At 72.0% G+C, this 6,758-nt stretch carries 5 protein-coding genes; 2 read left to right on the top strand and 3 right to left on the bottom strand.

Going from position 1 to position 6,758, the window contains the following annotated elements; translation table 11 throughout:
* Nucleotides 1–266: 266 nt before the first annotated feature.
* Complete coding sequence (mmuM, locus tag ACTWQR_RS26150; protein ID WP_443229608.1) at nucleotides 267–1,217, bottom strand: homocysteine S-methyltransferase; 951 nt, start codon at nucleotides 1,215–1,217, stop codon at nucleotides 267–269.
* Nucleotides 1,218–1,372: 155 nt separating this feature from the next.
* On the opposite strand from mmuM, the gene ACTWQR_RS26145 reads away from it, so the two are divergent.
* Entirely contained in the window at nucleotides 1,373–2,758 is a 1,386-nt protein-coding gene (locus tag ACTWQR_RS26145; RefSeq protein WP_443229607.1) for an amino acid permease, read from the top strand.
* Here ACTWQR_RS26145 and ACTWQR_RS26140 read toward each other — a convergent pair.
* Entirely contained in the window at nucleotides 2,755–3,723 is a 969-nt protein-coding gene (locus tag ACTWQR_RS26140; RefSeq protein WP_443229606.1) for a LysR family transcriptional regulator, read from the bottom strand. The two genes, ACTWQR_RS26145 and ACTWQR_RS26140, sit on opposite strands and share 4 nt — an antisense overlap.
* Before the next feature lie 244 nt (nucleotides 3,724–3,967).
* On the opposite strand from ACTWQR_RS26140, the gene ACTWQR_RS26135 reads away from it, so the two are divergent.
* The gene (locus ACTWQR_RS26135) at nucleotides 3,968–5,218 is read left to right on the top strand and encodes an MFS transporter (protein WP_443229605.1); all 1,251 of its coding nucleotides are present in this window, start codon (nucleotides 3,968–3,970) and stop codon (nucleotides 5,216–5,218) included.
* Between the two features lie 133 nt (nucleotides 5,219–5,351).
* Here ACTWQR_RS26135 and thrS read toward each other — a convergent pair whose 3' ends face one another.
* The gene (thrS, locus tag ACTWQR_RS26130; protein ID WP_443229604.1) at nucleotides 5,352–6,602 is read right to left on the bottom strand and encodes a threonine--tRNA ligase; all 1,251 of its coding nucleotides are present in this window, start codon (nucleotides 6,600–6,602) and stop codon (nucleotides 5,352–5,354) included.
* Nucleotides 6,603–6,758 lie beyond the last annotated feature (156 nt).

Raw genomic sequence — 6,758 nt, 5'->3', positions numbered from 1 at the left:
CCCCTGAAGGGGCCTCGGCCCCCACTCGTCCGCACCCGGCCTTCGGCGTGAGGGGACGTGCCGGGATGTCCGAGCGCCGCGCTTCCCGGCCGACCCGACTACCTCAGAGTGGCGCTCGGATGTCCCGGTACGTCCCCGCCCCACAACCAACCCAGGGGCGCGAGGAACTGCGCGCCCAGCCCCCACCGCCCCGCACCCAAAAAACAAACCCAACCGCCCAACCGCCGGAGGCACCCGCAGACAAACAACCGCCCAACCGCCGGGCGTTACGCGGCCCCGAGCGCCTCCGAGATCCCCGAGATCGCCCCCGGCCCCACCCGGCAGCACCCGCCGATCAGCCGGGCCCCCGCCCGCTCCCAGCCGGTGACCTGCTCGGGGGCGAAGGTGGAGCGCCCGGTCCAGGCGCGTGCCTCGGCGTCCCAGGTCTCGCCGCTGTTCGGGTACACGACGACCGGCTTGCCGGTGACCCGCGCGGCGGTCTCCACCGCGCCGTCCACGTCGTCGGGGACACAGCAGTTGACGCCGACCGCGATCACCTCGTCCGCGTCGGCGGCGAGCGCGAAGGCCTCCTCCAGCGGCTGCCCGGCCCGCGTCCGGTCCCCGGCGACGCTGTACGACAGCCACGCCGGTACGCCGAGTCCCCGCACCGCCCGCAGCAGCGCCCCCGCCTCCTCGGCGTCGGGCACGGTCTCCAGCGCGAGCACGTCCGGCCGGGCGGCCGCCAGCACCTCCAGCCGCGGCCGGTGGAACCGCTCCAGCTCGGCCACACTCAGCCCGTACCGTCCCCGGTACTCCGAGCCGTCCGCCAGCATCGCCCCGTACGGACCCACCGACGCCGCCACCCACAACGGCCCGCGTACGCCCTTGGCCTCGGCCCGCCGGGCGGCCTCGCGGGCGAGCTCGACGCTGAGTCCGAGCAGTTCGGCGGCGCGCTCGGGGGAGATGCCGCGCTTGGCGAAGCCCTCGAAGGTCGCCTGGTAGCTGGAGGTGATCGCCACGTTCGCGCCCGCCTCGAAGTAGGCGAGGTGCGCCTCGACGATCGCCTCGGGCCGCTCGGCGAGCAGCCTGGCCGACCACAGCTCGTCGCTCAGGTCGTGTCCGGCCGATTCGAGTTGGTTGGACATGCCGCCGTCCAGGACGACGGTGCCGGTGGACAAGGCCTCGGCGAGGGTGCGGGAGGAGCTGCGGGAAGAGTCGCGGGAGGTGTCGCTGGTCATGTCACGACGCTAGTCGAAGCACGGCCGACACCCCCACTGTGTCCAGTAAATGAACAGATCGCCCACGATGTGGGACGGAGGGATACGATCACGCCCTCCCCGCCCCACGGATCCCCCATCCCCTCCCATCCCCACGGAACAAACGGACCTTCGCCATGCCTTCCGCAGACGCCACCGGTGCCATAGAACCCGCCTCCACACCGCCGACCGAGAAGGCCCCGGCGTCCTCACGCCCCAAACGCTTCGGGCTCGCCGCCGCCACCGCCCTCGTCATGGGCAACATCATCGGCGGCGGCATCTTCGTGCTGCCCGCCACCGTCGCCCCGTACGGCACGATCAGCCTGCTCGCCTTCCTCGTTCTCTCCGTGGGCGCGGTGTTGCTCGCGCTGCTCTTCGGCAAGCTCGCGCGCCGGAGCCCGGTCACCGGCGGGCTGTACGTGTACCCGCGCGACGCGTTCGGCGAGTTCGCGGGCTTCCTGTCGGCCTGGTCGTACTGGACGATGACCTGGGTCAGCATCGCCGCCCTCGCCGTCGCGACCGTCGGATACGCCGACGTACTGCTGCCGTTGGACGGCAACCGGGCCCTGGAGGCAGCCGTGGCGGCGGCCGCGCTGTGGCTGCCCGCCGCCGCGAACTTCGCGGGCACCCGCTGGGTCGGCGGGGTGCAGATCGTGTCCACGGTCCTGAAGTTCGTGCCGCTGCTCCTCGTCGCCACCGTCGGACTCTTCTTCATCGACACCGACAACTTCGGCCCGTTCAACGCCTCGGGTGACAGCGCGTCCGGCGCGCTCGCCGCCTCGGCCGCGCTGCTCCTCTACAGCTTCCTCGGCGTCGAGTCGGCCGCGATGAGCGCCGGTGAGGTCCGTGACCCCGAGCGCACGGTGGGCCGCGCGAGCGTCCTGGGCACGCTCGGCTCCGCGCTGGTCTACCTGCTGGGCACGGTGGCGGTCTTCGGACTCGTCCCGCACGGCGAACTCGCCGGGTCCGGGGCGCCGTTCGCCGACGCCGTCGACGCGATGACCGGCGGCCACTGGGGCGGCACGCTCATCGCAGCCGTCGCCCTCGCCTCAATGGTCGGCTGTCTCAACGGCTGGATCCTGATGAGCGCCCAGATGCCGTACGCCGCCGCCCGCGACGGACTCTTCCCCGCGCCCTTCGCCCGCGTCGGCAAGGGCGGCGTGCCGGGCTTCGGCGTCCTTGCCTGCGCGGTCCTCGGCACGCTGCTGATCGCCCTCAACTACACGGCGGGCCCGGACACCACCTTCCGCGTCCTCGTCCTCATCACCACCTTCACCGGCTGCGTGCCGTACCTGCTGTCGGCAGCGGCCCAGCTGTACTGGCTGGCGAAGGGCACCCGGGACCGCGTACGCCCCGCCGGTCTCACCCGCGACCTGATCGTCGCCGCGCTCTGCTTCGCCTTCTCCTTCTGGCTGATCGCGGGCGCCGGCTATGCGGCGGTCTACCAGGGGGTGCTGTTCCTGTTCGCGGGGATCCCCGTGTACGTGTGGCTGCGGGGGCGACGGGAGGGCCCGGCGGACTAGGGGGTGTTTCGAAACACCCCCTCGCTGTCGCCCCGCGCCCACTTCGGGGTCCAGGTCTCGGCGTCGCCGTCGCGGTGGTCGGGCCGTGTGGAGCCCAGGTAGTCGCGGAGTGTGGCGAGCGCGGGGTGGGAGTTGTCGCCGTGCCAGACCAGCGAGTGCGGATAGACCGGGGTCGGGTCGTGCACGGCGATGCGCCGCAGGCCGTGTTCGGCGGGCCAGAGGAGCTGGGTCCGCTCGCCGACGAAGGTCGCCAGTTCCGGGGAGTCGGCGATCACGTCAAGGAGGGGCTCGGTGCCGAAGTGGGGGCCGGTCGCCTCGATGGTGAGCCCGAAGGTGGCGGCGAGTTCGTCGTAGTAGGCGGTCCACTCGGTTCCGGCGACGAGGCCGGGCATCCAGATCCGATGCCCGGCGAGCTCGGCGGGCGTGACCGCGCGGGCGTCGGTGAGTTCGTGCGCCGGGCCGGTGAGGAGCTGGATGGGCTCGTCGTAGACCCGGGCGGTTTCGATCCTCTCGGGGAGCTGTCGCGCGGGCAGGGTGACAGCGCGGAACGACGCGTCGATCGTGCCGGACCGGACAGCGGCGATCGCCGAGGCGGCATCGAAGTGGGTCACGACATCGAGTTCGGTCCCGGGGCGTGCGTGAAGGAAGTCTCGCAGCAGGCCTGCCGGCGCGAGCTCCCGGCCGATCACGTCGACACGCAGCGCGCGGCGGCCGGACCGCACGGAGGCGACCGCCCGCTCCTCGGCCCGGAGAAGATCACGCGCGTGGGGCAGGAACGCCTGCCCGTCGATGGTGAGCCGGGCTCCGCGCGCGGTACGGGTGAACAGCCGTACACCGAGGTCCTTCTCCAGTACGGCGACCCGCTTGGAGACGGCCTGCTGGGTGACCGACAGCTGGTCGGCGGCTTCTCGGAACTGGCCGGCGTCCGCGACGGCGACGAAGGTGCGCACGGCATCGAGATCCACGCCGACTGACCTTAGGGCACAACCCATGGTTGTCAGTCGTGAGCAGATCGGTTGTTTGACCCACGGGTGTGCCGCTCGCTTTGATCTCGCTGGTCGGCGTGAGGGTGTTCGGGCCGTGAGGGTGTTCGGGCCGTGAGGGTGCTCGGATCCTGAGGGTGTTCGGGCCGTGCAGGCGGTCGGGCCGTGAGTTGCCCGTTGGTCAGGCGATCAGGTCGTTCGGGCGGGGCAGCGAGGGGTGCTGGGCATGGTGGTGGTCAGGCGGTCGCTGGGGCGGCGGTTCGAGTGGCTCTGGGCGGCGTACGCGGTCAGTACGTTCGGTACGTATCTCGCGTTCGACGCGTTCCGCCTGATCGCGATTCTGGTGCTGCACGTCGGGCCGACCGAGGTGTCGGTGCTGGCGGCCGCCGGTCTCGCGGTGGGTGCGGCGGTCGCGGTGCCGCTCGGCCCGTGGGTGGAGTTCCGCCGCAAGCGGCCGGTGATGATCGCGATGGACCTGACCCGGTTCGCGGCGGTGATGAGCGTCCCCGCCGCGTTCGCGCTCGGCCGGCTCAGCTTCGTCCAGCTCCTCATCGTGTCGGTCCTCGTCGCCGCGGCCGACATCTCCTTCAAGGCGGCCAGTGGGGCGTACCTGAAAGCACTCGTACGGCCGGAGGACCTGATCGTCGCGAACGGGCGGTTCGAGTCCACGACCTGGACCGCCACCGTGCTCGGACCACCGATCGGCGGGGCCGCGATCGGAGTGTTCGGCCCGGTGGCGGCCGTGGTGGCCAACGCGGTCAGCTACCTGCTCTCGGCGGTGGGCATCCGCGCGATCGGCGGAAAGGAGCCGCGGCCCGTGCCCGAAGGCGGCGCACCACGGCTCCGAGCCGGCGATCTGCTCGAAGGATGGCGTTACATCCTGGCCCACCCCGCCCTGCGCCCGCTGTTCTTCAACACGATCCTGGTCAACGGCCTGATCATGGTGAGCTCGCCGCTGCTCGCCGTCCTCATGCTCGGCCGCCTCGGATTCACCCCCTGGCAGTACGGCCTCGCGTTCGGGGCACCCTGCGTCGGCGGCCTCATCGGCGCACGGCTGGCCCGCCCACTCGTCGCACGGTACGGGCAGCACAAGGTCATGCTCACCGCCGGGACACTCCGCGCGTGCTGGCCGCTCGGGCTGGCCTTCGTCCGCCCCGGTCCCGCCGGACTCGTGCTCGTCATCGTCGTCCAGTTCGGGCTGGTCACCTGCATCGGCGTGTTCAACCCGGTGTTCGCCACCTTCCGTCTCGCCCGGACACCGACAGACCGAGTCGCCCGCACCCTGTCCGCGTGGTCGGTCACCAGCAACGCCACCATCGCGGCCCTGACCGCCCTGTGGGGCCTGCTGGCCGCCCTGACCGGCCCCGGCACCGCCGTCGCGATCGCCGGTCTCCTCCTCCTGACGACTCCTCTCCTGCTTCCCCGAAAGGAGGCGGAACCCGTCCCCGTCCCCGACGCCGTGCGCAACAGCACCTAAGCGCTCCGCTGGAGGAACGGTGATGCTCTGTCGATATGCGGCTCCGCCGCGGGCGCGGGCCGGTGGGGGCTGGGCGCGCAGTTCCCCGCGCCCCTTACGGAGCGCGGTACCGCACCGGACTTCGCCAAGGCACTCAGTTCTCCCAGAGTTCGGTGCTGTGGGCGTCGACCAGTGCCCCGATACGGCTGAGGACGTCCTCGGCGGGCAGCGGGTCGAGCCGGCGGCCGTCCCGCAGCCGCAGCGCGACCCGGTCGTCGCCGGCGGCGGCCTCCTTGGCGCCGATCACCGCCTGGTACGGCACGAGGCGGGCCTCCCGGACCCGGGCGCCGAGGGTGCCGCGTTCGGGCCCGGCGATCTCTGCCCGCAGCCCGAGTTCACCGCAGCGCCGGGCGAGGGAGACGGCGTTCGGCAGTTCGGCCTCCGAGACCGGCAGGACCATCAGCTGGGTCGGGGCGAGCCAGGCCGGGAAGGCGCCGCCGTGCTCCTCGATGAGCAGGGCCACGGCCCGCTCCACGCTGCCGATGATGCTGCGGTGCACCATGACCGGCCGGTGCTTCGCGCCGTCCGCGCCGACGTAGTGCAGGTCGAACCGCTGGGGCTGGTGGAAGTCGACCTGCACGGTGGACAGGGTCGACTCCCGCCCCGCCCCGTCGGCGACCTGGACGTCGATCTTCGGACCGTAGAACGCGGCCTCGCCCTCGACCGCCTCGTACGGCAGCCCTGAGCGGTCCAGGACCTCGGTCAGCAGCGCGGTGGACCGCTGCCACAGCTCGGGCGCGGCGACGTATTTGCCGCCCGGGCCCGGCAGGGAGAGCCGGTAGCGGGCCGGGCGGATGCCGAGCGCCTCGTACGCCCGGCGGATCATCTCCAGCGCGGACCACGACTCGTCCGCCACCTGGTCCAAGGTGCAGAAGATGTGCGCGTCGTTGAGATGGATCGCGCGTACGCGGGTGAGTCCGCCGAGCACACCGGACAGCTCGGCGCGGTACATGTCGCCCAACTCGGCCATTCTCAGGGGTAGTTCACGGTAACTGTGGGAGCGGGAGCGGTAGATGACGGCGTGGTGGGGACACAGGCTCGGCCGCATCACGACCTGCTCCGCGCCCAGTTCCATCGGCGGGAACATGTCGTCGCTGTAGTGCGACCAGTGCCCCGAGATCTCGTACAACTCCCGCTTGCCAAGGACCGGGGAGTACACGTGCCGGTACCCCGCCCGCCGCTCCTCAGCGCGGATGTACTCCTCCAGGGTGTGCCGTACGACCGCGCCGTCGGGCAGCCAGTACGGCAGCCCCGCGCCGATCAGCGGATCGGTGTCGAACAGGCCCAGCTCGCGGCCGAGTCTGCGGTGGTCGTTGCCGTCGCCCTTGCTGTCGCGGCTGTTCATGGTGGCGGTCTCCTCGCGGACGGTCCCGAGCGAGTGCCCGCACAAGCCGAAGCCCCGGGGCACTCGCCCCGGGGCTTCGGACTGGCTCATGGCTCAGCGCGCCGGGACACTCTCCGGCGTCGTCGTCATATGGGCGCGCTTCATGCCGGGGACGGT

The organism is Streptomyces sp. 2A115 (assembly GCF_052245575.1).
Taxonomy (GTDB): domain Bacteria; phylum Actinomycetota; class Actinomycetes; order Streptomycetales; family Streptomycetaceae; genus Streptomyces.
This window is presented reverse-complemented; position numbering and strand designations above follow the sequence as displayed.

Excerpts from the sequence above, each read along its gene's own strand:
- mmuM (WP_443229608.1), bottom strand. The coding sequence starts at position 1,217 with ATGACCAGCGACACCTCCCGCGACTCTTCCCGCAGCTCCTCCCGCACC.
- ACTWQR_RS26145 (WP_443229607.1), top strand. The coding sequence starts at position 1,373 with ATGCCTTCCGCAGACGCCACCGGTGCCATAGAACCCGCCTCCACACCG.
- ACTWQR_RS26135 (WP_443229605.1), top strand. The coding sequence starts at position 3,968 with ATGGTGGTGGTCAGGCGGTCGCTGGGGCGGCGGTTCGAGTGGCTCTGG.
- thrS (WP_443229604.1), bottom strand. The coding sequence starts at position 6,602 with ATGAACAGCCGCGACAGCAAGGGCGACGGCAACGACCACCGCAGACTC.